24 protein-coding genes are annotated in these 25,307 nt (G+C 67.5%); 14 read left to right on the forward strand and 10 right to left on the reverse strand.

What is annotated here, in order from left to right; translation table 11 throughout:
- The first annotated feature begins 28 nt into the window (after window positions 1-28).
- Window positions 29-598 (forward strand): peptide deformylase, encoded by a 570-nt coding sequence (locus tag IU452_RS05025; protein WP_195107709.1) that lies wholly within the window; start codon window positions 29-31, stop codon window positions 596-598.
- A gap of 3 nt (window positions 599-601) precedes the next feature.
- Here the strand turns inward: IU452_RS05025 and IU452_RS05030 are convergent, their stop codons facing one another.
- Window positions 602-1,381: an ESX secretion-associated protein EspG gene (locus IU452_RS05030; protein ID WP_195107710.1), complete on the reverse strand. Its 780-nt coding sequence runs from the start codon at window positions 1,379-1,381 to the stop codon at window positions 602-604.
- 118 nt (window positions 1,382-1,499) lie between these two features.
- Window positions 1,500-1,910, reverse strand: coding sequence for a DUF4345 domain-containing protein (locus IU452_RS05035; protein WP_195107711.1), 411 nt, complete (start codon window positions 1,908-1,910; stop codon window positions 1,500-1,502).
- A 120-nt stretch (window positions 1,911-2,030) separates the two neighbouring features.
- On the opposite strand from IU452_RS05035, the gene IU452_RS05040 reads away from it, so the two are divergent.
- Window positions 2,031-2,639: a TetR/AcrR family transcriptional regulator gene (locus tag IU452_RS05040; protein WP_195107712.1), complete on the forward strand. Its 609-nt coding sequence runs from the start codon at window positions 2,031-2,033 to the stop codon at window positions 2,637-2,639.
- Window positions 2,640-3,139: 500 nt separating this feature from the next.
- Window positions 3,140-4,063 carry an RHS repeat-associated core domain-containing protein gene (locus IU452_RS05045; protein ID WP_195107713.1) on the forward strand — a complete coding sequence of 308 codons (924 nt, stop codon included), beginning with the start codon at window positions 3,140-3,142 and terminating at the stop codon, window positions 4,061-4,063.
- 483 nt (window positions 4,064-4,546) lie between these two features.
- Here the strand turns inward: IU452_RS05045 and IU452_RS05050 are convergent, their stop codons facing one another.
- Window positions 4,547-4,711: a hypothetical protein gene (locus IU452_RS05050; RefSeq protein WP_195107714.1), complete on the reverse strand. Its 165-nt coding sequence runs from the start codon at window positions 4,709-4,711 to the stop codon at window positions 4,547-4,549.
- A gap of 533 nt (window positions 4,712-5,244) precedes the next feature.
- Here IU452_RS05050 and IU452_RS05055 point away from each other — a divergent pair.
- From IU452_RS05055 to IU452_RS05080, 6 genes are all read left to right on the forward strand, one after another.
- Window positions 5,245-6,021, forward strand: a complete 777-nt coding sequence (locus IU452_RS05055; protein ID WP_195107715.1) for a class I SAM-dependent methyltransferase — start codon at window positions 5,245-5,247, stop codon at window positions 6,019-6,021.
- 42 nt (window positions 6,022-6,063) lie between these two features.
- Window positions 6,064-7,224 (forward strand): DUF5925 domain-containing protein, encoded by a 1,161-nt coding sequence (locus IU452_RS05060; protein ID WP_228816658.1) that lies wholly within the window; start codon window positions 6,064-6,066, stop codon window positions 7,222-7,224.
- Between the two features lie 217 nt (window positions 7,225-7,441).
- The gene (locus IU452_RS05065) at window positions 7,442-7,816 is read left to right on the forward strand and encodes a hypothetical protein (RefSeq protein WP_195107716.1); all 375 of its coding nucleotides are present in this window, start codon (window positions 7,442-7,444) and stop codon (window positions 7,814-7,816) included.
- Window positions 7,813-8,937, forward strand: coding sequence for a DNA polymerase III subunit beta (dnaN, locus tag IU452_RS05070; RefSeq protein WP_195107717.1), 1,125 nt, complete (start codon window positions 7,813-7,815; stop codon window positions 8,935-8,937). The genes IU452_RS05065 and dnaN overlap by 4 nt, the downstream gene beginning before the upstream one ends.
- A gap of 70 nt (window positions 8,938-9,007) precedes the next feature.
- Complete coding sequence (locus IU452_RS05075; RefSeq protein WP_195107718.1) at window positions 9,008-10,396, forward strand: polysaccharide pyruvyl transferase family protein; 1,389 nt, start codon at window positions 9,008-9,010, stop codon at window positions 10,394-10,396.
- Window positions 10,393-11,229: a glycosyltransferase family 2 protein gene (locus IU452_RS05080; RefSeq protein WP_195107719.1), complete on the forward strand. Its 837-nt coding sequence runs from the start codon at window positions 10,393-10,395 to the stop codon at window positions 11,227-11,229. The genes IU452_RS05075 and IU452_RS05080 overlap by 4 nt, the downstream gene beginning before the upstream one ends.
- A gap of 4 nt (window positions 11,230-11,233) precedes the next feature.
- Here IU452_RS05080 and IU452_RS05085 read toward each other — a convergent pair whose 3' ends face one another.
- Both IU452_RS05085 and IU452_RS05090 read right to left on the reverse strand, forming a co-directional pair.
- On the reverse strand, window positions 11,234-11,857 hold the full coding sequence (locus tag IU452_RS05085; RefSeq protein WP_195107720.1) for an MspA family porin: 624 nt from the start codon (window positions 11,855-11,857) through the stop codon (window positions 11,234-11,236).
- 132 nt (window positions 11,858-11,989) lie between these two features.
- Window positions 11,990-13,114: a class I SAM-dependent methyltransferase gene (locus tag IU452_RS05090; protein ID WP_195107721.1), complete on the reverse strand. Its 1,125-nt coding sequence runs from the start codon at window positions 13,112-13,114 to the stop codon at window positions 11,990-11,992.
- A 14-nt stretch (window positions 13,115-13,128) separates the two neighbouring features.
- Between IU452_RS05090 and rfbC the strand changes: the two genes are divergently transcribed.
- A complete protein-coding gene (rfbC, locus tag IU452_RS05095) occupies window positions 13,129-13,698 on the forward strand; it encodes a dTDP-4-dehydrorhamnose 3,5-epimerase (protein WP_195107722.1) in 570 nt (189 codons plus the stop codon).
- Here rfbC and IU452_RS05100 read toward each other — a convergent pair.
- From IU452_RS05100 to IU452_RS05115, 4 genes are read right to left on the reverse strand one after another with little or no spacing between them, the layout of a single operon-like run.
- Window positions 13,682-14,710 carry an NAD-dependent epimerase/dehydratase family protein gene (locus IU452_RS05100; RefSeq protein ID WP_195108259.1) on the reverse strand — a complete coding sequence of 343 codons (1,029 nt, stop codon included), beginning with the start codon at window positions 14,708-14,710 and terminating at the stop codon, window positions 13,682-13,684. The genes rfbC and IU452_RS05100 overlap by 17 nt on opposite strands.
- A 2-nt stretch (window positions 14,711-14,712) precedes the next feature.
- The gene (locus IU452_RS05105; protein WP_195107723.1) at window positions 14,713-15,360 is read right to left on the reverse strand and encodes a PIG-L deacetylase family protein; all 648 of its coding nucleotides are present in this window, start codon (window positions 15,358-15,360) and stop codon (window positions 14,713-14,715) included.
- Window positions 15,354-16,139 carry a glucose-1-phosphate cytidylyltransferase gene (locus tag IU452_RS05110; RefSeq protein ID WP_195107724.1) on the reverse strand — a complete coding sequence of 262 codons (786 nt, stop codon included), beginning with the start codon at window positions 16,137-16,139 and terminating at the stop codon, window positions 15,354-15,356. Before IU452_RS05110 ends, IU452_RS05105 begins: the two co-directional genes overlap by 7 nt.
- 3 nt (window positions 16,140-16,142) lie before the next feature.
- A complete protein-coding gene (locus IU452_RS05115) occupies window positions 16,143-17,375 on the reverse strand; it encodes a methyltransferase domain-containing protein (RefSeq protein WP_195107725.1) in 1,233 nt (410 codons plus the stop codon).
- A gap of 504 nt (window positions 17,376-17,879) precedes the next feature.
- Between IU452_RS05115 and IU452_RS05120 the strand changes: the two genes are divergently transcribed.
- From IU452_RS05120 to IU452_RS05130, 3 genes are all read left to right on the forward strand, one after another.
- Window positions 17,880-19,367: a sugar transferase gene (locus tag IU452_RS05120; RefSeq protein WP_195107726.1), complete on the forward strand. Its 1,488-nt coding sequence runs from the start codon at window positions 17,880-17,882 to the stop codon at window positions 19,365-19,367.
- A gap of 109 nt (window positions 19,368-19,476) precedes the next feature.
- Window positions 19,477-20,703, forward strand: coding sequence for a cytochrome P450 (locus IU452_RS05125; RefSeq protein ID WP_195107727.1), 1,227 nt, complete (start codon window positions 19,477-19,479; stop codon window positions 20,701-20,703).
- Window positions 20,704-20,873: 170 nt separating this feature from the next.
- Window positions 20,874-21,599, forward strand: coding sequence for a TetR/AcrR family transcriptional regulator (locus tag IU452_RS05130; RefSeq protein WP_195107728.1), 726 nt, complete (start codon window positions 20,874-20,876; stop codon window positions 21,597-21,599).
- Between the two features lie 3 nt (window positions 21,600-21,602).
- Here the strand turns inward: IU452_RS05130 and IU452_RS05135 are convergent, their stop codons facing one another.
- Window positions 21,603-22,994 carry a threonine/serine ThrE exporter family protein gene (locus IU452_RS05135; protein WP_195108260.1) on the reverse strand — a complete coding sequence of 464 codons (1,392 nt, stop codon included), beginning with the start codon at window positions 22,992-22,994 and terminating at the stop codon, window positions 21,603-21,605.
- A gap of 264 nt (window positions 22,995-23,258) precedes the next feature.
- Here IU452_RS05135 and IU452_RS05140 point away from each other — a divergent pair, with 264 nt between their 5' ends.
- Window positions 23,259-25,211 carry an acyl-CoA dehydrogenase gene (locus IU452_RS05140; RefSeq protein ID WP_195107729.1) on the forward strand — a complete coding sequence of 651 codons (1,953 nt, stop codon included), beginning with the start codon at window positions 23,259-23,261 and terminating at the stop codon, window positions 25,209-25,211.
- Window positions 25,212-25,307: the final 96 nt, after the last annotated feature.

Below are 25,307 nucleotides of genomic sequence, written 5' to 3' on the forward strand. Positions count from 1 at the left end.
CTACTCTCATTTGAGTACTCTCGTCGGCATGGCTGTTCGACCGATTCTCATCGCCGGCGATCCCCGTCTGACCACCCCGGCCGTCCCGGTGACGGTGTTCGACGAGGCGCTGGCGGCATTCGTGGACGATCTCTTCGACACCAACACCGCGGCCGACGGGGCCGGGCTGGCGGCCAACCAGGTCGGCGATCCGCGTGCGGTTTTCGTCTACGACCTGGTCGATCACGGTGTGCGCCACCGTGGTTGCGTGGTGAATCCGATTCTGGAGACCTCCGAGATCCCGGAGACCATGCCGCATCCGGACGACGACCTGGAGGGCTGCCTGTCGGTGCCGGGGGAGTGGTTTCCCACCGGCCGCGCCCACTGGGCCAAGGTCACCGGCGTGGACGTCGGCGGTCGGCCCCTCACCGTCGCGGGCACAGGGTATTTCGCCCGCTGCCTCCAGCATGAAACCGACCACCTCGGCGGGCGCCTCTACCTCGATCGGCTGATCGGCCGCAACCGCCGCGAGGCGCGCCGCATGCTCAAGGCCCGCGCCTGGACCACCCCCGGCCGCTCCTGGCTGCCGGGCCACGAACCCAAGCCCGTCCGGCAGTGACGGTCAGTGCGCGAATTCGCCCAGATCCTCGACGTATTCACGATATTCGGTCAGGGCGTGGTCCAACAGGCGGCACAGGGCCGCCTGCAGGGCATTCGGGTCGGCGGGGCGGACGGTGAGGGTGCGCGAGCCGGTCTCCAGATAGCGGCCGTCGCCGTCGATGTCGTACCAGCGCACCGAGCCGACCTTGCGCGGCGGCCGGGTGCCGCGGACGCGCGGGCCACGGAACACCGTCACCACACCGGCTCCGGTGGACGGGCGGCGCACGAGTTGCTGATATCGCTCGCGGGGACCGGTCTCGCCGCTGTGGCCGATGGCGGGCTGGTGCTGCGGGGAAAGGTCGGCGGCCTCGAACTTCTCGGCGCGATGGGTGCCGGGCGGGCGTTTGGGCAGCAGTTTGGTCAGGGTGGCGGGCAGTTTGTCGGCGCCGATGATCGACACCTCGATGCGCGGGCGCAGGGTGAACTGCACCGCGAGCGCGGCGTGGCGATCGTGGCGGGCGGCGGCGACGCGGATCGGGCCCGCCTTCTCGCACACACCGTGCATTTCCGCCCACACCTCCGGATCGGTGAGCACCGCGAACGCCCGGCGCAGCAGATCGGCCTCGTCCCAGCCGAGCCGCCCGTGCTCGGAGTACTCGTGGCGCACGCGCGCCCAGAACCGATCGCGCTCATTGATATGGCTGAATCGCGACAGATAGTCGAGCGGGTAGAGCATGCGGTCGTTGGCGGGCCCATACCACAGGGCCGCGAACTCCTCGGCTTCGAAGGACCAGGACGTCATCCACCCCCCGATCGGCCTGCCTGCGCTGCTCAGTGATGCCTGTGTTCGCACGATGTGCGCCGTGATGGGCGATTCTGCCATACGGGGGCAAGGCAGTCGCCGCGGAATGGGAAACGGATCAGCGGGTGAGTGCGGCGAGGTCGGATGAGGCCGAGCGGCCCGTAATCCGTTGCAGCAGGGGCGAGACGATGAGCGGGAGGGCCAGCTCGAACACGATCATGGTGAGGAAGAAGGCGTTCGGCCAGCCGACGTAGGCGACCGTCATCAGGCGCACCAGGCCGCCGACGAAGAACAGCAGCATCAGGAAATGGATGAGGCCCGCGTATTTATTCAGGTCGCGGGCCGCCCAGACGCAGGCGGCGCCGTAAGCGAAGAACAACACCATGATCATCCGGATATCGCCGTCGAGGCTGGGGTTGGGGGTGTTGGCGCCGGGAATGGTCTGCGGGCCGATGAAGATATGCGACAGCGCGATGACGCTGCAGCCGATTCCGAAGACGATCAGGATCCATCGCACTGCGGTGCGCATGAGCGCTCCTTCCTCCCGAAAGATGATTCCCCGTGGGGAATCGGCTAAGTAAACGCGTGTCTACTACCGTGCCCGTACCCTACGGCCGGTAGTAGACACGCGTCAACTAAGATCTCGGGCATGCCGCCTCGTCGTCGACTGTCGCCCGATCAGCGCCGCGCCGAACTGCTCGACGTCGGCACGCGCATGTTCGCCGAACGCCCGTACGACGAGGTGCAGATGGACGAGATCGCCGAGCGGGCCGGAATCTCGCGGGCCCTGCTGTATCGGCACTTCCCGAGTAAGCGGGCCCTGTTCGCGGCGATCTATCAGCGGGCGGCCGACGACTTGGTCGCCGAGGTCGAATTGGCTCCCGGCACGCCGCTTCCGGAGCAGGTCGCGGCCGGGCTCGAGGCGCACTTCGACTACTTCGCCGCCAACCGCAACACCGTGCTCGCCGCCAACCGGGCCCTCGCGGGCGATCCGACCATCCAGGCGATCATCTCCGGCGAACTCGCCTCGCTGCGCCTGCGCATGCTCGACACAGCCGGTTTGACCGGCGAGTCACGCGAGGTCACCGCCGCGATCCTGATGGCCTGGCTGCGCTTCGTACATTCGCTGTCGCTGGACTGGCTCGAACACGAAACTCCCACGCGAGAACAATTGCGCAACACCTGCATCGGCGCATTGTCCGGTGCGTTGTCGGCAGTTCAGGGTGCGCGGACCTATCAGCACGGTCGGTCCCCGTAGCGGCGAGAACCGAGTCTCTCAACTTGAAAATGACTCTGGAAGAATGGATCTCGACACAGCGCTCACGACACCTGTTGCCGACGTTCAGCCCGTATCTCATGTCGTTGATTTCGCCAGCTCCCGTGGGTTCGGAAGCTTCGTGGCCGTCAAATGTCCACTGTTGCAAACGCGTTCGTTCGGAATCCGCGACTCTATCCGTTCATGTCTCCCGGCCGTTGGTGGCCACAGATCGCACTCGTCGCATCCAGCGAGACTGTTCCATGGGTGTCGTTGTTACGCAAGCAACATGGTGCTCGAGCAGGGTCTCGATGATCGCGGAGCTGTGGGTTGTTCAGGTAGGGGGGCGAATCTGTTCGCTTGAATCGTCACGATCCGATCGAGTGTTCCCGTACTCTGAGAATGAAGCGTGAGTTCCCTTGTGCCAGAGCGTATTAAAAGCACAGGCGGTGATCATGCGCTGATGGGGTGAAGAGGGAGGGGACCACGTCATCCAATCATCGATGCCCGATCTGTCATTGGTGCCTTCGCTCTCGCGAGGTCCGAGGCACTTCGGTGTCGTGCTCACCAAAAACTACACCCAGAACAACACCACCAACTGGTCCTACCCCAACATCCACGGCGACATCCTGTTCACCGCCGACGCCACCGCCACCCGCACCGGCACGATCCACCTCTACGACCCCTACGGCCAGAACATCGACCCGGCCACCGGCGAATTCGCCGACATCCCCATCCCCGCCACCGCCGAAGGCGGCATGGACTTCGGATACCTCGGCCAACACACCGTCCCCGTCGAACACCTCGCCAGCCAACAAGCCCTCGAGATGGGAGCCCGCACCTACCTGCCCATCCTGGGCCGATTCCTGCAAGTCGACCCCATCCTCGGCGGATCCGCCAACAATTACGACTACGTCAACGGTGACCCCATCAACACCCTGGACCTCACCGGCAAAAGCCCCGCTGCCCTTGCCTTGGGCGCGGGCGCGGGCTTGGGCCCGGTCGGGGTGGGCCTCATGGTCGGCGGAGCCGCCGTACTGGGCGGGATCTGGGTCATCAACAAAATCACCGAAGACGACCCGGAACCATCCAAAACACCAACACCCGGCCAGTCGAGTACCGAATCGACAACAAAAGTCCATCCCAAATTCGCAGGCGAAGGAGCGGATGCCCCGCCATCTAAAGGTTCGACGGGTCGGACTACGACAGATGACAAATACGTACAAGCAGCGATGGACTGGATCAAGGAACACCCTGATCGAGGACAAGAATTAACCGCCGTGAAGATGTCGGATACGCAGCACGGATGGGTAGAGGAGGAAGGATGGGTCAAAATGGAATATGCGGAGGGCGGATACGTTATCCACTGCGTACACAACAAGGATACTGGCGTGTACGACGACTTCAAGTACGTGGACCACGAGTAGTGTAGCGTTCCTCCCCTTGGGGGACTTGTTCGCCTACTCCAATCCCAGGGCGATGTTAGAACCATGGGATAACTGAATGGTGGCGTGTACTGTGTCCTAGAATCGGGACTGGCATCGGAGTGGGAGGTGAGAGCGCTGATGAGGGTTCGGTGCGTCGGGTCATTCGGAAGCGACCTGCCGGAAGAAAGACTTCGGAACTCTGGGAATACGCCGAACACTATATTCCCGGTGGTCGTGGGTAATGAGAAAACGGTCAGGGCGATGGCGCTGTGGACCAGTGGCTTGGACGTAATGCTCGTGAGTAGATGGGGATGGCCCACATGGTTTCCGATAGAACTTTTCGTTGTTGTGGACGGCGAAATTCCTTCGGGATGGGAATTTACAATAATCGACGGGAAGGGAAGTTTGGTACGTGCGCTGTGGGGGTATCCCGCGCTCATTCGCGATCCCCATCATAATGAGGATCTCGCCAATCGGAAGAAGTCAGCTCGCGAGGCTTTCCTTCGGGAGTCCGGTGTGAAGGGATTCGACGAGGAAACCAAGAGATTTATCGAGTAATTGGGTATGATCCCGCAACTCGAGGCGAACGTCGATCTCCTGCGGAATCAGGCGGCGTGTCGACAGCCCGACCGAGTAGCTGCGGTTCATCGGAGGTTCCCTGTCGCTTGATCATGGAAGGCAGGAGGGCCATGAAGGTCCTTTGTATCGGTCCACTCGTTCCGGAAGGAGTCGGGTTTGAACCGAAATTCACGTACCCAGCGGTGGTCGGCACTGTATATCCCGTCCGGGCAATGGCGCTGATGAACAACAGCCTGACTGTGATGGTCGTGAGCAAAGACGGATGGCCGATATGGTTTCCGATAGAAATATTTACGGTTGTGGACGGTGAAATCCCTTCAGGTTGGGAATTCACAGTACGAACCGGCGCTCTCAGTGCGTTGTGGGGATATCCTACGCTCCTCCGCGACCCTAATCATATCTGTGACATTCGCCTTCGGGGCCAGGTGGCACGCGAAGCTTTCCTTCGAGAGTCCGGAGTCGGCGGGTTCGACGAGGAAACCGAAAGGTTTATCGAGTAATTCACACGAAACTGCCTGGTCGCGCGCCTGACCGGCCGTGGCGAACCGGTTCGAACTCGAAAAGAACTGTCCGAAGTTCGATCTCCTTGGTTGACTTGGCGCATGGATTGGGTGCGAGAGTTCTACTCCAAGAGCGGTGCCTGGTGGGGTGCGGCCGACGCGCGGGTCACCGATCGGGATCTGCGTCGCGTGCGGCTGTTGCGGGAGCATGGTGGCTGCGCGGGGCGGGTCCTCGAACTCGGGTCTGGTTACGGCACGACCGCGGTGGCCATGGCGCAACAGGGGTATTCGGTGACGGCGGTCGAAATCAGCGACCGCGCCGACTATACGGCGGATCTGGGCCGGGATCTGGCGCCGGAATCGCTGACCGTCCACAAAGCCGACTTCTACGAGGTCGATCTGCCCGGGCAGTTCGAGATCGTCTGCTATTGGAACGGATTCGGTGTCGGCTCGGATGCCGATCAGCGTCGGCTGCTCACCCGAATTTCGTCGCAGTGGCTGCGGCCGGGCGGGACGGCGCTGATCGACGTCTTCAACCCGTTCGTGTGGGCGAGCTGGGACGGCGACGAGGAACATCTGCTGCCCGACCCCGCCGCCGGATACGAGCACGAACTGCGCGAGCGGACCCGCTTCGACCCGATCACCTGTACCGCGATCGACACCTGGTGGGAGACCGGCCGTCCCGAGCAGAAGATCACCCAATTCCTGCGCTGCTACACGCCCGCCGATCTCATGCTGCTGCTTGCCGGAACGGGCCTGACGCTGGCCGGGCTCGTCGTGGGAGACGAAAAGTTCGCTCCGGCTCCGCATCCCGGGCTGGATACGCTGCTGCGGCAGCAGCACGAGTATGTGGCGATCCTGCACCGGTCGACCCGCTGAAAATGGTTGGACCGGCGCCGGAAATATCCGGATTATCGTCGAATGACTTCAACACAGGAACGTCTCAGGCTGGTCGGCCGCGAGGACCCCGCGGCGGCGTCGGCCGGGGCGCTCTCGTGGGTCATGAATATCGACGACGCCGATTCCGCGCGCGACGTCATCGACGCGCTCGGAATCGCGCCCTATGTCAGCGGTGAGCAGCCGCACGCGGTACAGGTGGATCTCGAGCATGTGAAACCCGATGCGCCGCTGTGCCCCGACACGGCGCGGGTACTGCGCACCAGCGACGAGGACGGCACCCGGGCCACATTGGCCGTCGGCGACGGCTGGACGCTGCGCGTGGTGCGCCGCAGTAACGGCCGGGCGGCGCTGTTCATCTGCGCCGTGACCGAGGCGCTGGCCCGGGAGGTCGCCGAGGTGTGCTCCGCCGATGCCACGGCGCCCCCCGAATCCGACGACAACCAGGTATCGATGGGCTTCTGGCACAACAGCTCGTGCGGTCCCCAGCGGAACGAGCGCACCATCACCGCCGCCGGCTGGGCGCAGATCGAGGGGAACTACGGCGCGGACGTCCGCGCGGCGATGCGGCAGCTGATGGCCGTGCGAGCCGGTGACGTCAGCGGCAGACTGCTGTTGCTGCACGGCCCGCCGGGCACCGGCAAGACGTCGGCGCTGCGGGCGCTGGCCCGCGAATGGGCCGACTGGTGCCAGGTCGACTGCGTCCTCGATCCCGAGATGCTGTTCGCCAACCCCGGCTACCTCATGGAGGTCGCCATGGGTGTGGACACCTACGACGAAACCAAACGCCGCTGGCGGCTGCTGGTGCTCGAGGACTGCGACGAACTCATTCGCGGATCGGCCAAGGAATCCACCGGCCAGGGCCTTTCGCGCCTGCTGAACCTCACCGACGGCATGCTCGGCCAGGGCCGCGACGTCCTGGTCGCGATCACGACCAACGAAAATCTGTCCCGCCTGCACCCGGCGGTGATCCGCCCCGGCCGCTGCCTGGCCCAGATGCAGGTGGGCCCCCTCTCGCCCGCCGAGGCAACCGCCTGGCTCGACCGCGAACTCGGCACCCGCCCCAAGCCCCCCGTCGGCCCCGACGGCATGACCCTCGCCGAACTGATCGAATCCCGCGACAACCACTCCCGCATCCACGCCACCCCCGCGGCCCCACCCCCGGGCACCGGCGGCTACCTGTAGCCCCGCCACCTACTGGTCGGCAGAGCCCCCGCAGCCGCACCCCTTCCCTGCAAACGCACCCCCTCCAGCACCTGCAAAGGGTGCGTTTGCACGTAAAGGGTGCGGCTGCGCTTCGGGCGTGCCGCCGGAGTGGGTGCTGTCGCAACGGATTCGCCGTCCGTGCGTCGCCTTGAGACTGCCGTCAAATATTTTTTGACGGGCCGTGTAGGGTGCAGGGGTGAGTGATGGGCGGGCGTTCGATCGTGAGGTTGTGCGGGAGTGGCTGGCGGGGACGACAGAGCCGGTGCAGGCGGGCGAGGATGAGCCCAGAGAGCTTGTGCGGGCGGTGCTTTCGCGGCTGGCCGAGGACGATCAGGCCGCGCCCACGAGTGGGTTGCTCACGGCGTGTTCGCTCCTGTTGGTGGCTGCGCGGACCGAGTTGGATCGGATGGAACTCGAGCTGATGAGCACGGCGAGCGAGCGCGGGCTGGGGTGGTCGGCGATCGCGGAGTCGTTCGGATATCGCTCGAAGCAGGCCGCGCACGCGCGGGCCAGCGCGCTGTATCACCGGCTGAAATATCGGACGGGGGAGAGCGAGGGAGAGCGGCGATGAAGCTGCGAATGGAGCGAGAAGCATTGGTGCGGGCGGTATCTGCCGTGGGGCCCTGCGTGCCGAGCAGGCCACCGGTCCCGACGCTGGCGGGCGTGCTCCTCGCCGCCGACGCGGATTCGGTGACGGTCTCGGGATTCGACTACGAGGTCTCCGCCCGCGCGATCGTCCCCGGCGCGGTGATCCACGAGCCGGGCGCGGTCCTGGTGTCGGGGCGGCTGCTCGCCGAGATCGCCAAGGCGCTACCGGCCCAGCCGGTCGAACTCGCCGACGACGGCACGCATCTGCAGATCCGCTGCGGCCAGGCGCGGTTCACGCTGCCGGTGATGAATACCGAGGACTATCCGCAGCTGCCCGAGCTCCCGGCGCTGTGTGGATCGGTCGTCCGCACCGAATTCGCCGATGCCACAGCGCAGGTGGCCGTGGCGGCCGGACGCGACGACACCATTCCGATGCTGACCGGAGTGAATATCGAATTCCACCGGACGTTCCTGCGGCTGGTCTGCACCGACCGCTTCCGCATCGCCGTCCACGAACTTGGCTGGACCCCGGACGAGGCGCATGCGACCGACGGTTCGCTGCTCGTCCCGGCCCGTGCGCTCACCGACGCCATGAAGACGGCGACGGGCGCTCGCCTCGACATCGCCGCAGGCACAGGGCAATCGATCCTGGGCCTGCGTACCGGCGGCGAGCACCACACCCTGCGCCTGCTGGACATGCCCTACGCCCCGTACCAGCGCTACCTGACCGCGCAGCCCACCACGGTCGTTCGCCTCGAGACCGCCCCCTTCGTCGACGCGATCAAACGTGTGTCGCTGCTGTCCGCGCGCGGGGCGCAGATCCGGCTGACCTTCACCGATTCGACGATCCGGCTGGCCGCGGGCGACGACAGCGGCGGCCGCGCCGACGAAGCACTCGCCGCCGATATCGACGGCGACGCACTGACCACCGCCTTCAACCCCCGCTACCTGCTCGACGGTCTCCTCGCCGCCCGTTCACCGAGAATCGAAATCGCCATGACCGACCCCACCCGTGCCGCGACCCTCCGGCCCGCCGACTCCGACTCCGCCAGTGCGGGACACCGCCGCCTGTACATCCTCATGCCGGTCCGCCTGCCCGGGTGACGAGCGGAAACCGACTGGAAGTATGTTGCTAGGGAAGGACTTTCGCGATCTTGCGTAACGGTGGACCGGCATGGTGCGATGGAATCGCAGGTGGCAGTGCTGCTTCTCCGAACCGATCAGCCGGGCGGGCCCGGACGTGCGGAAGGACGACAGAGTGGGGAAGTTCGGCGCGGCGTCGCGGGGCGGCGAAATCCGGGTGCTGATCGAAAACGGCGAATACTGGCTGCGCAATCGGGGCGATATCGCCATGATGGCGGTGACCGTGCAGCGGTTGCGCGAGCACTGGCCGGCCGCCCGGGTCGGCATCCTCACCGATCAGCCCAGGATCCTGCCCGCGCTGCTGCCGCAGGCCGAACCGGTCTGCCTCGCCGACGGCGGTCGCTGGCACCGCCCGGGTGCACCGGCCCGGCTGGCCTCCCCGGTCGCGCTGCGGTGGCGGGCCGCGACGGACGGGCCCAAAGCCGCCCTGCGCGCACTTCGCCGACGCGGCCGGGACGCGGAATACGATCTGCCGGAGCCGCCCCTGCCGGAGGCGGTCGCCGACGCCACACTCGTGCTGGCCCAGGGCGGCGGCTACCTGACCGATGTCGACCGCTACCAGGCCCACCGCGTCCTGAATCTGCTGGAGCACGCCCGCTCGCTGGGCATCCCCACGGCCATGATCGGCCAGGGCGTCGGACCCATCGAGGATCCGCGGCTGCTGGAACGGGCCGCGCAGGTGCTGCCCCGCGTGGGCTTCATCGCCCTGCGGGAGGGCCGCCGCGGTCCCAGGCTGCTCACCGGCCTGGGCGTACCGGCCGACCGCATCATGGTGACCGGCGACGACGCCGTGGAGCTGGCGTACCGCCTGCGGCGGGAAACGCTGGGCACCGACCTCGGAATCTGTTTGCGGGTCGCCGATTACGCCCGGGTCAGCGCCTCCGCCCGCACCACGCTCGGCACGATCGTGCGCACCTTCGCCGCCGAGGCCGACGCAGCCCTGGCGCCGCTGATCATCTCCGAATACGACTCCGAGGACCGCCGCTGCACGCTGCCGCTGCTGACCGGTGCGGCCCGCACCCGCCGCGCGGCAGGCCGCGGCGCCACCGCCGCCGACGTGGCCCGGCAGGTGTCACGGTGCCGAGTCGTGGTGACCAGCGCCTACCACCTGGCCGTTTTCGCGCTGTCGCAGGGCATCCCGGCCGTCGGCATCACCGTCTCCCGCTACTACGACGACAAATTCCACGGCCTGGCCGAGATGTTCGGCACCGGCCTGCACGTGGTCGACCTCGACGACCCGAAACTCGCCCACACACTCACGGCCGCGATCCGGCACCTGTGGGCCGAGGCACCCGCCTTGCGAGACCCCTTGCAGGCCAGGGCCGTCGCACAGATCGACGCCGCACGCACCGGCCTGGACCGGGTATTCCGGCTGGTCGAGGGGGAAACCACCACCGTGCCCGCCCAGGGGGACCGATGACGACTCTGTCGATATGCGTACCGGCCTACAACGCCGCCCGCACACTCGAGACCACCCTGCGCTCGATCCTCGACCAGGACGTCGACTTCGAGCTCGCCGTGCTCGACAACGCCAGCACCGACGACACCGCCGACATCGCGGCCTCGGTCGACGATCCGCGAATGCGGGTGCACCACAACGACCGCGTGCTGCCCATCGGGGAGAACTGGAACAAGACGGTCGCGGTGTCGTCCGGCGAGCTGGTGAAGGTCGTGTGCGCCGACGACATCCTGCTGCCGGGCGCGCTGAAGGCGCAGCTGGAACTCATGGGCGACACCGAGATCGCCTGCAGTTCCTCGAAATTCGAGGTGATCGACGAGTCCGGAGAGGTGGAGGAGTCCGATCTGGGGCTGCCCGGGCTGCTGGGTCCGCAGCCCGCGCAGGCGCTGATGCGCACCATCGTGCGGCGCGGCCCGGCCGATTTCGGTCCTACCGCGGCGGCGATGTTCCGGCGCGCGGACTTCGACCGCACGGGCGGCTTCCGCGGCGATCTGGTGTTTCCGATGGATGTCGACCTGTTCGCCCGCGTCTGCGAATTCGGCGTGTTCTACGGCATGCCGAATATCCTTGCCGCGTGGCGCAATTCGTCGTTCAACCTGTGCAGCCGCAGCTCCACGGTGTCCAAGCTCACCGAGATGGCGCGCTTCCACCACCGGCTCGGCCGTGAATATCCCGAACTGATACGCACGGCCGACGTGCTCGCCGGGGACCTGCGCCTGGTGCGGCAGGCGTTCGAACGCGCGCGGGTCCGGGCGGTGGCCACGGTGCGCCGTCGCCCGGATCTGCTGCGCTGACCCGTCAGAGAGTCGACAGGGGACCGTAGGTGACCACGGTGTCGCCGCCGGCGCTGACCACCTTCACATACGGCCGGATCGTGGTGGGTCCGAGCACCCCGGTCACCGTGCCGTGGAATCCCGACATCCGGATGGAGCCCTCCCGGCCGGAGACGTCCCCGCCCGCGCAGTCGACCGTCTGGATGCCGGGCCCGAACCCGACCTCCACCTCCACCCCGAGCCGCGGAATCAGGTCGAACACAGTGAGTTTCGGTTCGCTGCCGAGTTCCAGTCCGAGTCCGGGGGTGTCGTATTTGAATCTGATCTTGCCGTTGAGCGTGGCCGGATAGCCGACCATGTAGCCGATGGTGATGTGCCCGCGCCAGTCGTCCGCGCCGGGCCCGGACACCCTGAAGCTGGCCTTACCGTGGTGGAACCACTCACGGGTGAGCGGATTGCCGTCCAGCGGCGGCACGAAGTCGATCCGGGTGTCCTCCGAAATGGCTTCGACGGTGCGCTGCTGCTGGTCGACGATGCTGCTGACGCTGTCGACATCGGCGGCGGCGGTGCCGGTGCCCAGCGTGACACCGATGGTGACGGCCGCGGCGGTGGCGGCGCGCGCGACGGCGCGCCGGGTCCTGTCCCTCATATTTCCCCAACTCCTCATCAGGCGAGTCATAGTGCTGCGATGGCCGCACTCGGACGCCACCGCGGAATCTCCCCCTTTCCCGGGCGGCGAGGCGGCCCGAGGTATCGACTACTCACCCGTTCGGTATTCGTTTCAGGGCGGCTGCGGGATCTGCACCACCCATCGGCCGCGCAGCGACGGCAGCGCCGTACGGACCTCCGGAAGGAGATCGGGCAGCGTGAGCAGCACCCGGTCCGGGTGTGCGGCAACAAGATCGGCGGGTGCGATGATCGGGATGTCGGTGCCGGGCATGCGGCGGCCGCGCTTGGCCGGGGAGGCGTCGGCGACCGCGGCGAGACGGCCGCGATGCAGTCCGGCGCGGGCGAACAGGGCGACCGCGCGGGAGGCCGCACCGTAGGCGTAGATCCGATGACCGCGGGCGGCCTCGGCGTCGAGCCAGGCGCGAAGGTCGCTCGCCTGCCGGTCGGCGGCGCTCTGCAGCGCACCGAACCGGGTGGGGTCGGTGAGGCCAGTCTCGTCGGCGAGGATGCGCCGCACCCGCTCGTCGGGTGCGACCGGGCGCCGCAGCGCGGCGACCAGGACGGTGCCGCCGTAGAGATCGAACTCCCAGGCCGTGGCCGGATACAGCCCTGCGCGACCCAGCAGCCGGTGCAGGGCGGTCATCGAGTAGTAGGCGAAATGCCCGTGCCGCACCGCATTCCACTGCTCGTGCCGCAGAATGGCGCGCAGCGAATGGAATTGCAGCAGAACCGTGCCGCCGGGCCGGGCGGCCGCCGCCCGTGCCGCCACGGCGGCGCGCTGGTCGGGCTCGTGCATCAAGCCGAAGCTGTCGACCACGACATCGGCGGGCCGAGAGGGCGTCTCGGTGAAGCCGTGCGCGGTGAGCAACGGCAGCCAGGTGCCGCCGTGTGGACTGCCGAATTCCCAGGCGGTAGCGCCCCGCAGCAGCCCGGCGGCGGCCACCCGGGACACCGCCTCGGCGGCCTGATCCCGCAGCGCCTGCGGCTCCACCCCGCGCGGCTCGTCGGCGACGGTGTCGTCCTCGCCCAGCTGCGCCAGCCCGCACCGGCCGCACAGATACATGGCCAGGGCATGCACCGGGTCGGCCTCGACCGCGACGCCCATTCTCGGAAAGTAGTCCGCCGCAGGCAGTTTCCCGAGATCGAGGACGCGGGCGAGTGTGGGGTGACCACAAGCGCGGCAGGCGCGCGCTCCGGATGCCGTTTCCGGTTCCGGTGCCTGCGCGCGCCCACTCATGCCACCATGTCCTGGTGCGTATCGAACAGGCCGGACTGGCCGATGTGCTCGTGCTGACACCCCGCCCGCTGCGCGATGAGCGGGGCCTGTTCACCCGCACCTTCGACGGCGAGATATTCGATGCCCATCTCGGGGTGTCGGGGGCGGCCGCGGCCTTCGTGCAGGACTCGCAGTCGCGGTCGGTGCGCGGGGTGGTGCGGGGTATGCACGGCCGGTCCGGGCGCGGCGAGGCGAAACTGGTGCGCTGCGCGCACGGTGCGATCCACGACGTGCTGGTCGATATCCGCCCCGAGTCGCCCACCTTCGGCCGGCAACAGGCATTTCTGTTGGACGACACGGACTTTCGGCACCTGTACGTGCCGCCGGGCTTCCTGCACGGCTTCCAGGCGCTCACCGACACCGCCGACGTGTGCTACCGCATCGACCGCCCCCACGATCCCGCCGAGGATATTGCGGTGGCCTACGACGACCCCGAGCTGGCCATCGCCTGGCCGCAGCCGGTCACGATCATCTCGGTGCGTGACCGCGCGGCCGGGAGCTGGGCCGAGCTGCTGGCCGCGCTGCACGCTACGCCTCGATCCTGACCCGGCGCAGCGAATCATCCAGGGCGCCGGTCTGTTTGAGCTCCTGTAGGCGGGCCAGCCGGGTGAAGCGGTGGGCGAACGCCTCGGCGGTGAGCCCGCGCGTGACGTATTCGCGGGCCAATTCCGCCGCACCCGCGGCGATGCTCCACCGCGCCCGGAACCCCAAGTCCGCACGCGCCCTGGCGAAATCGACCCGGTAGGAGCGCGGGTCGGGGCCCGTCTCGCCGGTGATCACCAGCCGCGACCCCGGCACCGCCTCGACGACGGCCTGCGCGATCTGGGCGACCGTCTGATTGTTGGACTCGTCGCCGATGTTGTAGGCGCGCCCCGAAATCCGCTCGGCCGGTGCGGTCAGGCACGCCGCGAATGCCTGCGCGATATCGGCCGCGTGCACCAGCGGCCGCCACGGCGTGCCGTCCGACAGTACCCGCACCTCGCCGGTGAGCACCGCGAACCCGACCAGGTTGTTGAGCACGATATCGGCGCGCAACCGCGGCGAGAAGCCGAAGGCGGTGGCGTTGCGCAGGAATACCGGACAGAAATCCGGACCGGCCAGCGCCGCCACCTCGTCCTCGACGCGCACCTTGCTCTCGGCATAGGGAGTCAGCGGCCGCAGCGGCGCATCCTCACCGACGAGGCCGTCGCCCGCGGCACCGTAGACCGAGCAGGTGGAGGCGTACAGAAACCGCCGCACCCCGGCTTGTTTCGCCATCCGGGCCAGCCGCACCGAGGCGTGATAGTTGATGTCGTAGGTGATCTGCGGCGCCAGGGCGCCGACCGGATCGTTCGACAGCGCCGCCAGGTGGATCACCGCATCGAATCCGGCGAGCTGGTCGACGCGCAGGTCGCGCAGGTCGGCGGCGGGCCCGGGCGGATCCACCGGTGGGTCGCCCAGCACGCAATCGGCGAAATAGCCGATGTCCACGCCGACCACGTCGTGGCCCTCGGCCCGCAGCACCGGCGCCATGACCGTGCCGAGATATCCCTGATGCCCGGTGAGCAGTACCCGCACGGTCACACACCTCCGAAATCGACGACGGTCTTCTCGGGGACGAACGCCTCGGCATAGTCCGCGCGGCACTGCACCCCGCGCAGCCGCGCCAGGCCCAGGAAGGTGGCCTCGTCGAACCAGGTCCGATCCTTCTGGGACGGATAGTGTTTGAGCAGCAGCTCCGCCTTGCGCCGAGCGGTCTCGGTGCGCAGCGGATGAAACAGCGTCGGGTGCGGGGTGTCGGTCTCCCACTTCACGATCTCGTAGCCCAGCACCAGGTGGTCGCGGAACTCGGTCGGGACCAACTCCGCCAGCAGGCGATGATCCTGGTGCGCGTCGCCGCGGTGCGGCGCGAACACCAGATCCGGATCGCTCTCGCGGCGCAACCGCGCCACCGCCTCCTTCGCCGACTGCCAGTGCGCGGGTACGTGCCCGTCGGGCAGGTCCAGCACGGTCAGCTCCAGATCGGCTCCGGGGCAGAACGATTCGAGCGCGGCACGCTCCTCGGTGGCGCGAACGCTGCCACCCCCGCACAGCACCAGTGCCCGCACCCGCAACGCCGCGGATGCCGCGAGGGTGAGCAGCGTGCCGCCCGCGCCGATGGCCAGATCGTCACAGTGGGCGCCGAGCAGGGCGATCTCGCGTACCCCGCCGCCGCGCAGGCTCAGCATGCCCGGCTCCGCTCCCACACCATCCACGGCCGCCGCCCGGAGTGATAGGCCGCGTCGAGTTCGGCGCGCTCCTTGAAGGTGTCGGCGGGTTTCCAGAACCCCAGATGCTGATAGCCGATCAGGCGGCCCTGGGCGGCGAGGGCGCCGCACGCGTCGGCCACCAGGTCCCCGCCCGGCGGCAGCAGATCGAACACCTCGTCGGTGAGCACGAAGTAGCCGCCGTTCTCCCAGATCGGCAGGTGCGACACCGGCGTGATGCGCTCGACCTCGCCCGCGGAATTGACATCCACGCAGTGGAACGACGACTGCGGCGGCACGATCATCATGGAGGCCGCGGCGCCCGCGGCCATGCACTTGCCGATCATCTCGTCCAGCGGCGCGTCGGTGAGCACGTCGGCGTAGTTGGCCAGGAAATGCCGTTCCCCCGCCAGATGTCCGCGCACCCGGCGCAGGCGTTCGCCGATCGCCGACTCCAGACCGGTGTCGACGAAGGTGATCGTCCACTCGCTGATATCGGACGCCAGCAGTTCCACCTGCCCGCCGCGGATGACGAAGTCGTTGGACACCGACTCCTGGTAGGTGAGGAAGAAGTTCTTGATGTGGGCCGCGCCGTAGCCCAGGCACAGGATGAAATCGGTGTGCCCGAAATGCGCGTAATAGCGCATCACATGCCAGATCAACGGCCGTGGACCGACCATCTGCATCGGCTTGGGCACCGGATCATCGGCGCCGCCTCGCATGCGCATGCCGTAACCACCGCAGAACAGAACGACTTTCACAAATTACCCCTCGGAAGGATCCACCTGATGCAGAGCGGGCAGCGGGTACACCAGCTGCGCCCCCCAGTCGCCGAGATAACGCAGCTGTGCGGTGATCTCGGTCTCGAGATTCCACGGCAGCACCACCACCACATCCGGCCGGTCGGCGTCGAGCCGTTCGGGCGCGTGGATGGGGATGCGGGTGCCCGGCGTGAACCGGCCGTGCTTGTAGGGATTGCGATCCACGGTGTAGGGCAACAGATCCGGGCGGATACCGCAGTAGTTCAGCAGCGTGTTGCCCTTGCCCGGGGCGCCGTAACCGGCCGTGCGCCGACCGCTGGCCCGGCAGTCGAGCAGGAACCGCAACAGCTCGTGGCGCACCCGTTCCGCGCGCAGGCGCAGCCCGGAATATCCGCTCGGACTGTGCAATCCGGCCTCGGCCTCCTGCCGCAACACCTGTCCGACCCGTGGCCGCGGACAGGCCACCGCCTGCGGTCGCGCCCACAATCGCAGCGAGCCGCCGTGGGTGGGCAGCAGCTGCACATCGACCACGCGCAATCCCGCGGTCGCCAGGGCGTGCTGCGCCGACAGCACGGTGTAGTACTGGAAATGCTCGTGGTAGATGGTGTCGAACTGGCCCAGCCGCACCAGGTTCAGGGCGTGGTGCACCTCGATCGAGACCCAGCCGTCGTCGGCGACCAGTTCCCGCAGCGCACGGGTGAACCCGAGCAGATCGGGCACGTGGGCGTAGACGTTGTTGGCGATCACCAGATCGGCCGGGCCGTGGTCGCGCCGGATCGTGTGCGCCAGCTCCTCGGTGAGGAAGGCGGTGAGCGTCGGAACGCCTTTCTCCCGCGCGGCCGCGCCCACATTCACCGACGGTTCGATGCCGAGACAGTCGATACCGGCTGCGGTGACATGCTGTAGCAGATATCCGTCGTTGCTGGCGACCTCGACCACGAATGCGTCCGAATCCAACGACAACTCGATGATCGCCTGATCGACGAAAGTTTTCGCATGCTGCACCCAGCTATCGGAATAGGACGAGAAGTAGGCGTACTCGGTGAACGTCTCCGCCGGGGTGATCAACGCCGGAAGCTGCAGCAGTAGACACTCCGCGCATATCCGCAGATGTAGCGGATAGGTCGGTTCCGGAAGATCGAGTTCCGCTGCGGTAAGAAATTTCTCACACGGCGGAGTGGCACCCAGATCGACGACACTCACCATTCGATCGGAGTCACACAAACGGCAACGCACGGATGAATTCCCCACCTTTCGCCGGGCCGGGGTCGGCGGCGGAAGCGCCGCTACGACCTGCACGTCGGCGTCGACGGTATTTACGTTACAACACGATTCGGGGTTGCCGTGGCAAGAACGCGGACCAGGGTTGCCCTGAATTTCGGTCGGTTTCACTCCCTACCCGACCGTCAGTATTCGGGGAGCTACCCGGGAATCCTTCGGGGCAGAAGTATTATTCGGCCCCGTCCGCGCTGGGTGGGATGAGCCGGGTGCGCCGGGCAGCGATAGGGGTGGCGGGGGGAATGCAAAAGAGGACCGGTTGCTTTGTTACCGGCTAATTCGGGGAGACGCCCTCGCCGCCCGCATTCGACGGACATGATCATGATATCGGAAGTAACATTCGCCTTCTGGTCGGCGAAACATCGTCGAACCCATCGGTTGTCACGGTGTAAGCCCTTGGGGGACCGGTCAGCGGGGATCGGAGCGGAACCGAGTTCTCCCACGGGGGAGGTGCGTTCATTCATGAGTTTCGAACTCCGTGCGAGCTCCACCGCACGGATTGCGGGTGAACCGCGGTCCGAGCGCGAACGCTGGCAATCCGAGTATGTGCGGCGACTGTGGATCGGCGATCTGGCGGTGGTCGCGCTGGCCGTCGCCGCCGCCCAGGTGATCCGCTTCGGCGGGCCCGTCGATCCGCCGTTGGCGACGCGGCTGCCGCTGGCGGTCGGCTACACCGTGGTTTCGGCGTCGATCGTGGTGGCCTGGTCGGCCTTCCTGGCCGGCGCGGGCGCCCGGTCGCCGCGCGTAATCGGCAGTGGCACAGAGGAATACCGGCGGCTGGTGACGGCGACGCTGAAGCTGTTCGGTGTGATCGCGATCGGATCGCTGATCTTCCGATTCGATATCGCTCGCGGCTATCTGGCGATCGCGCTGCCCCTCGGCGTGGCCGGTCTGATCGTGCAGCGGCGGATGTGGCGGCAGTGGGTGTCCAAACGCCGTGTGTCAGGCGAGTATTCGACCCGCGTGCTGGTGGTGGGCAGTCGCGGGGCGGCCGCGGCCATGGTGGCGGCCTTCTCCCGCGATCTCGCCTCCGGATACCACGTGGTCGGGGTCTGCACGCCCGACGGCGCGGCACCGGATCTGTGCGTGGACGGACGGGCCATTCCCATTGTGGGAGATGATCGTTCGGTGCTGGATGCGGTCCGGGTCAGCGGTGCCGACACCGTGGCGGTGACCGCCACCGACAATCTGGGTCCGGCCGACTTCCGGCGCATGGCCTGGGAACTCGATCCGCTCGGCGTGGAACTCATCGTGACACCCGGCCTCGTCGACATCTCCGGCACCCGCCTCACCCACCGGCTGGTCGCCGACATGCCGATGCTGCACGTGGGCAAGCCGCGGTACGGTCGCGCCGCCTCGATGAGGAAGGCGATGTTCGACTGCTGTTTCGCGCTCGCGGCGCTGCTGGCCGTCGCGCCGGTGCTGATTGCGATCTCCGTCGCGATCAAGGCCACCAGCCCCGGGCCGGTGTTCTATCTATCGGAGCGAATCGGGCGCGACGGCAAGCCGTTTCGCATGATCAAGTTCCGCAGTATGTACGTCGACGCCGAGGCGCACGTCGGCGCGCTGATCGAGGCCCAGGGCAGCAGTCCGCTGTACTTCAAGATGAAGGACGACCCGCGGGTCACGGCCGTGGGCCGGGTGATCCGTAAGTACTCCCTCGACGAGTTGCCGCAGTTCTTCAACGTGCTGCGTGGCGAGATGAGCGTGGTCGGACCCCGCCCGCAGGTGCGCCGGGAGGTCGAGTCCTATGACGGCACGATGCGGCGGCGTCTGCTGGTCAAGCCCGGCGTGACCGGGCTGTGGCAGGTCAGCGGGCGGTCGGATCTGTCGGTCGAGGACGCCGTGCGGCTGGATCTGTCCTACGTGGAGAACTGGTCGATGGTGCTGGATCTGCTGCTCATCGCCAAGACCATCGGGGCGGTGACGCGCGGGGACGGGGCCTACTGACCGGCGTCAACGGGCCTGACAGCTTGAGTGAACAACATTTACTAATAGGTGTTCACAAAATAGCTGTGATGTGGTTCACTCCTGTGGAACGTGTTCCAAAGGAGGTACCGTGTCCGCTCCGTCCATCTCGCACGACTTCGACTTCACCGATCCCGACCTGCTGGCCACCCGACTGCCGATCGAGGAGTGGGCCGAGCTCCGCCGCACCGCGCCGGTCTGGTGGGTGGATCAGCCGGACGGGGTGAGCGGTTTCGACGACGGCGGCTACTGGGTGGTGAGCAAGCTCGACGACGTCAAGGAGATCTCCAAGAACTCCGAGGTGTTCTCCACCAACGCCAATACGGCGGTGATCCGGTTCAACGGCGAGATCACCCGCGACGAGATCGACATTCAGCGGGCGATGCTGGTCAACACCGATCCGCCCGCGCACGACAAGTTGCGCCGGATCATCTCGCGGGGTTTCACCCCGCGTGCGGTGGAGAGCCTGCGTGCCGCGCTGCACGACCGGGCCGAGCGAATCGTCCACGAGGCCAAGAAGTCCGGCAGCGGTGATTTCGTCAAGCAGGTGGCGTGTGAGCTGCCGCTGCAGGCGATAGCCGAACTGCTGGGTGTGCCGCAGTCCGATCGCGGCAAGCTGTTCGAGTGGTCGAACCAGATGATGGGATACAACGATCCCGAATACGACGGCAGCCACAAGGTCGCCACGGCCGAGATCATGGGCTACTCCTGGAATCTCGCCGAACAGCGGCGCCAGTGTCCGGCCGACGACATCGTCAGCAAGCTGGTCACCGCGGATATCGACGGTGAGTCGCTGGGGTCCGACGAATTCGCCTGGTTCGTCATCCTTTTGGCGGTCGCGGGGAACGAGACCACCCGCAATGCCACCACGCACGGGATGAAGGCGTTCGTCGACTCTCCCGAGCAGTGGGAGCTGTACAAGGCCGAGCGGCCGCGCACCGCGCCGGACGAGATCGTGCGGTGGGCCACCCCGGTGATCGCCTTCCAGCGGACCGCGCTGTCGGACACCGAACTCGGCGGGCAGCCGATCGAGAAGGGGCAGCGGGTGGGCCTGTTCTACGCCTCGGCCAACTTCGACGAGGACCATTTCGACGAGCCGTTCAAGTTCAACATCCTGCGAGATCCCAACCCGCACGTTGGTTTCGGCGGCACCGGCACCCACTACTGCGTCGGCGCCAACCTCGCCCGGCTGCAACTGGACCTGATCTTCAACGCCATCGCCGATGTCATGCCCAACCTGCGCCAGCTCTCCGAACCCGCCCGCCTGCGCTCGGGCTGGCTGAACGGCATCAAGTCCTGGCAGGTCGCCTACGAGTAATCCGCCGCACGTTCCGGTGTGCTGCTCACCCATGTCCCGGCGTGCCGCCCCCTCCTATTCCCGGCGTGCTTTTCGCCGGGATCTTGCCGGGCCTGCAACGGAATCGTATGTGATTGCCGTTAGGCTCAGGGGGGTCGGATGGATACGAGAACTGGCAGGTCGCACACGTTATGACACAAACCGCGCGTCGGGGTCGGATGCCCGCGGTGCACGATGCGGATATTCGCCGGGTGGCCAGGGCGTTGCTGGTGCAGCAGGGGCCCGAGGCGGTCACCCTGCGTGCCATCGCGCGGGAACTGGGGATCACCGCGCCCGCGCTGTACCGCTACTACGCCTCCCGCGACGATCTGGTGGGGGCGCTGCGGCACGACATCTGCGTGGATCTGGCCAAGGAGCTGGCCGCGCAGGTGGCCGAGCTGCCCGACGACGGCGTGGTGCAGCTGTTCGCCATCTGCAAGGGTTTTCGGCGGTGGGCGCTGGACCATGCCCGCGAGTTCACCCTGGTGTTCGCCTCACCGGCGGGCACGGGCACCAGCGCCATGCGGCAGTTCGACGAGCCGTTCGGCCGCATCTTCCTGGAGGCGGCGGGCCGGCTGCTGGCCACCTACGACATCGTCACCCCGCCGACGGAGGCGATTCCGGAGGCGCTGCGCGAGGATCTGGTCGGCTTCCGGGCCGAACTGCTTGCCGCCCTTGCCGACACGGAACAGAAGTTCCCGGTCGAAAAGCTGGATCTGGGCGTCACGTATCTGATGATCCAGTTCTGGGCCCGCCTGTACGGCCACGTCACCCTCGAGGTCTTCGGCAATTACCCGATGCCCGTGAGCGACCCCGACGCCCTGTTCGACGCCACCCTCGCCGAGCTGGCCGGCTCCATAGGCCTGTCGCCCGCCTGACCCTCACTGTCCCGGGCCCAGCGTCGGCCGTCGAATTCCCTGGAATCGCTGCAGGATTCGCGGGCGGCGCAGGAAGCGGGCGATCCATTCGCCGAGGGTCACACCGGCGGCCAGGGCGCAGCCGATGGCGAAGGCGGCCAGCAGCTGATTGAGGCCGAGCAGCTGCTGGTCGTTGAGCAGGGCCGTCAGGCCGCGGTACAGCTTCAGACCCGGGAGCAGCGGGGTGATTCCGGCCATCGCGACGACCAGCGGCGGGGTGAGCGAACGCCGCGCCATCAGACCACCGGCCAGGCCCACCACCGTCGCGGCCACACCCGAGGACACCACCGGCCCGAATCCGGAATGCTGTACCAGCAGATAGCAGGCGGTCGCGGCGGCACCGCTGAGCGCGGCCGCGGCCAGCGCCCGGCGTTCGGCATAGCAGGCCAGGGCGAACGCCAGCGATGCCACGGCACCGGCGGCCAACTGCACGGGCAGGTCGGTGATGCTGGTCGAGGAGGACATGTCGATCGGCGGTGACACCGCGTGCAGCATGTCGGCCAGCCGCAGCGACAGCGCCACACCGGCGATGATGCCGCCGGTCATCATGAGCAACTCGAGCATGCGCGCCGCCGCGGTGATGGGTGCGCCCGTGATCGCGTCCTCGACCGCGCCGACCAACTGCAATCCACTGAGCAGCACCGTAATTCCCGCCGCGACGATCAACGACGGATTGGCCTCGAGGCGTCCGGCGAAGGTGGCCAGCACGATCGCGGGCGCGGTCGCGATGGCACCGCCGGCCATGGCCTGGAAGAAGAACGGCAGACCGCGGCGGTTGAGCGCCCGGTTGGTGCGGTCGATGAGCGCGGTGGCGATGAAACTGACGGCGGCCACGAGAATCCCGCCGCCGAGCAGCATCCCGATGGCGGCGGCCAGCAGCGACCAGCCGAAGGTGGCCACCCACCGGTTGTAGGGGTGGGGTGCGGTGGTGATGGCGTCCAGCGCGGCGTGCGCGTCCTCCGGCGGCACCAGCTCGCGGCGGATGCGGCGCGTGAGGCGGTCGACGGCGGCCAGCCGGGTGAAGTCCAGCGACCGGTAGTTCACCACCCGCATGGTGCTGGCCGGGGGCAGCGACGGCCCACGGTCGGCGGAGATACGAATCGCGTTGTAGGTGACGTCGATATCGCACTGCGACAACCCGTAGGTGGAGGCGATGAATTCGACCTGGGTGGTGGTGTCGGTGACCGCGGTCCCCGACGCCAGCACCACCTCACCGACCCGCTCGGCCAGCTCCAGCACCTGGGTGACGCGGGCATCGTCGGTCAGGTCGATCGGCTGCAGCGGGGCCGGGGCCTCCACGACGGCGTCGACGGTCGCCTTGCGCTCGGCGACGAGCCGGTCGACGAATCGCCCCATCAGCTGGCGGACCCGCGACGCCCGGCCCGGCGGCGCCAGCACCTGGATCGGCTGCGTCTGCACCTCATCGCTCATGCGGAGCCCTCGCCGGCGCTCGATGCCGTCACGAGCGATGGCTCTACTGTCTGTCTTGTTCGCTCGCTGCGCTCCCTCATACCTCGCCAAGGTAGTGGCGATTTCGGTGATCCGTCAGCCGCGGCGCGCACGCGACACGTGAGGGTGATCACGAGGGCGTGCGGGGGTGCCGCCGTTAGGGTCGGGGTTATGGCGACCGGAGACACTTCCCCCGCGGATCATCTGCGTGCGGCACTGGACGGCCCCTGGCGCGAGGTGCGCGAGCAGGCCCGTCGGCAACTGTGTGACGACCGGTTGTTCGGCGACCCGTATCTGGACTACAAGGCCGCCCGGGCGCGGGTGCTCGAGCAGATGCGGCTGGTTTCCGAATTCGGGCTGGCCGAGCGGGGATTCCGGCTCGAGAACGGCGGCACCGGCGATCCGGGCGGCGCGGTCACGGGGCTGGAGATGCTCGCCTATGCCGATCTGTCGCTGTGGGTGAAATGCGGCGTGCAGTGGGGGTTGTTCGGGGGAGCGGTGGAGAATCTGGGCTCCGAACGGCACCGCGATGTCGTCAAGCGGCTGCTGTCGTTGGATCTGCTCGGGTGCTTCGCGATGACCGAGTCCGGGCACGGGTCCGATGTGGCCCATCTGGAGACCACCGCCACCTACGATCCGGCCACCCAGGAATTCGTGGTGCACAGCCCGACCGAATCCGCGCGCAAGGACTACATCGGCGGCGCGGCCGAGCACGCCCGGATGGCGGCGGTGTTCGCGCAGTTGATCACCGGCGGCGAGGGCCAGGGCGTGCACTGTTTCCTGGTGCCGATCCGCGACGACCACGGTAACGATTTGCCGGGGGTAACCACCTCCGACTGCGGTCTCAAGGGCGGACTGCCCGGGGTCGACAACGGCCGCATCAGTTTCGACCAGGTGCGTATCCCGCGCGAGAATCTGCTCAACCGCTACGCCGATGTCGCGCCCGACGGCACCTACAGCTCCGAGATCGAGAACCCGAGCCGCCGCTTCTTCACCACCCTCGGCACCCTGGTGCGCGGGCGTGTCAGTGTCGGCGGCGCGGCCGCGGCGGGGGCGCGGGTCGCGTTGAGCATCGCGCTGCGCTACGCCGAGAAGCGGCGTCAGTTCGCCGATCCCGACACCGGCACCGAGACGGTGCTGCTGGACTATCGCAGCCATCAGCGCCGGTTGCTGCCGCTGGTGGCGCGCTCGTTCGCGCTGTCGTTCGCGCAGAACGACCTGGTGCGCCGCATGCATCTGGTGCAGACCGGGCAGGATCTGGACCCGAGTGCGCAGCGGGCGCTCGAGAAGCGGGCCGCAGGGTTGAAGGTCGCCCAGACCCGCCACGCCACCCGCGCGATTCAGGAGTGTCGCGAATGTTGCGGTGGCGCCGGGTATCTCACGGAGAATCGTCTGGTCACGTTGAAGGCCGACACCGATGTGTTCACCACCTTCGAGGGCGACAATCTGGTGCTCACCCAGCTGGTCGCCAAGGAACTGCTGACGGCCTACTCCGATGAGGTGCGCGATCTGGACGCCATGGGCTGGGTGCGGTTCGCCGCCACCATGGCGCGCGATGTGGTGCGCGAGAGTTCCGGTGTGCGGCAGCTGATTCAGCGGCTGCGCGACCGCGGCGACGACGGTGTCGACGACGGCGATCTGTCGCGGCGCTCGGTGCAGCTGCAGTTGTTCGCCGACCGGGAGGACTATCTGGTTCGCACGGCGGCGCATCGGTTGCGCGCCCGGGCCGAGGAGACCGGCCCGTTCGAGGCGTTCAACAACGCGCAGGACCACATCCTGATCGCCGGCGAGGCGCATATCGAACGGTTGATCCTGGAGGCCTTCATCGAGGGCATCGCCGATATCGAGGACCCGCAGGCCCGCGAGCTCGCCGACACCGTCTGCGATCTGTTCGTCTACTCCACCATCGAACAGAACCAGGCCTGGTACATCATGCACCGCTTCATGTCCGTCGACCGGGCCAAGGCCGTCCGCCGTGGCGTCAACGAACTCGTCGACCGCCTCCGCCCTCGAGCCTCCGTCCTCGTCGAGGCCCTGGGCGTCCCCGAATCCATGCTCCACGCCACCATGCTCGACGACCCCAGCGTCCACCAGGGCATCGAGCCCTCGGCGTCCCCGGCCTGATACGACAGCCGCACCCCTCCTTGCGCTTCGCACCCCTTGTGACCGTCTGCAGGGGGTGCGAAGCGCAACAAAGGGTGCGGTAAAGAGCGCGCGCCG

Origin of the sequence: Nocardia transvalensis, from assembly GCF_015477765.1 — a bacterium.
GTDB classification, from domain to species: domain Bacteria; phylum Actinomycetota; class Actinomycetes; order Mycobacteriales; family Mycobacteriaceae; genus Nocardia; species Nocardia transvalensis_A.